Origin of the sequence: Pseudoalteromonas rubra, assembly GCF_004212645.1 — a bacterium.
Lineage (GTDB): Bacteria > Pseudomonadota > Gammaproteobacteria > Enterobacterales > Alteromonadaceae > Pseudoalteromonas > Pseudoalteromonas rubra_G.
The window spans coordinates 1-1,130 of sequence record NZ_PPUZ01000135.1 but is presented as its reverse complement, the minus strand read 5'-3'; the positions used below and the strand labels follow the sequence as shown (position 1 = coordinate 1,130).

The 1,130-nt window shown below is 51.8% G+C and carries 1 protein-coding gene; it reads left to right on the top strand.

The window, feature by feature from the left end:
* On the top strand, positions 1-1,130 hold a 1,130-nt coding region (locus C3B51_RS22820; RefSeq protein ID WP_165389228.1), incomplete at both ends, for an AMP-binding protein.

Below are 1,130 nucleotides of genomic sequence, written 5' to 3'. Positions count from 1 at the left end.
GTCGGGACGACTACAGGGCACCGCACAAGCGGCCAGCATGATGGGGGTATTCATCAATACCTTGCCGCTGCGTATGAGTTTAGGCAAATGTGAGGTCAGTGAGCTGATAGCGCAGGTCAACACGCGCTTGCAAGGCTTATTAGAATATGAGCAGACCCCCTTATCTGAGGCACAGCGCTGTAGTGGTGTGGATACTCAAATGCCACTATTCAGTGCGGTTCTGAACTACCGACATACACAAGTCGAGGCAGTAGAAACAGGGTCAGGTCCGAGAGTAATAGACAATTATGAACGAACCAATTATCCGTTTAATGTGTCGGTGGAAGATTTAGGCCAGGCACATTGTTTTGGTCTGGATATTCAAGTAGACAGCAGTGTCGGCGCAGAGCGTGTTGCGGGGTATTTTCTGACGATGCTGTCGTCGTTGTTAGCGGCTTTAGAAGCGGGCGGCAGCCAGGCGGTCAGTCAGCTGGAGATGTTAACGGATGAAGAGCGAAACAGGCAGTTAAGCACGTGGAATGACACGGCACGCCCTTATCCGGCAACGGACAGCTTAGTGAGCTTATTTGAAGCACAGGCCGATGTGCGAGGAGAGGCGGTCGCAGCCTGTCAGGGCGAGGCGAGTATCAGTTATGCGGAGCTGGATAAGCGGGCGAATCAGGTAGCCAGATATTTGCGCTCAGAAGGCGCGGCAAAGGGGAGCCTGATAGGACTGTGCTTTGAGCGTCATATAGACATGCTGGTCGGCATGTTGGGTATTTTGAAAGCGGGCTGTGCTTATGTGCCGCTGGACCCAGCTTATCCGCAGGCCCGATTGAAATTTATGTGCGAGGATGCGAACTTGAAGTTCGTGCTCACTGAGCGAGCCATAGAACGACGTAATTTGTTGCCACAAGGTACGCTCTGTGTGCTTGATGATGCCACGGTTATTGAGCATATTGCGCGACAGAGTGACTCAAGTTTGGATGTGGGAGTGTCATTTGATGATCTTGCCTATGTTATCTACACGTCAGGCTCAACGGGTCAACCAAAAGGGGTGATGATCACACACCAAAATGCGGTTGCGATGCTTAGCTGGGCTGAGCAGTTTTATACACCTGCTCAAAGAGCGCATGTGTTGGCATCGACGT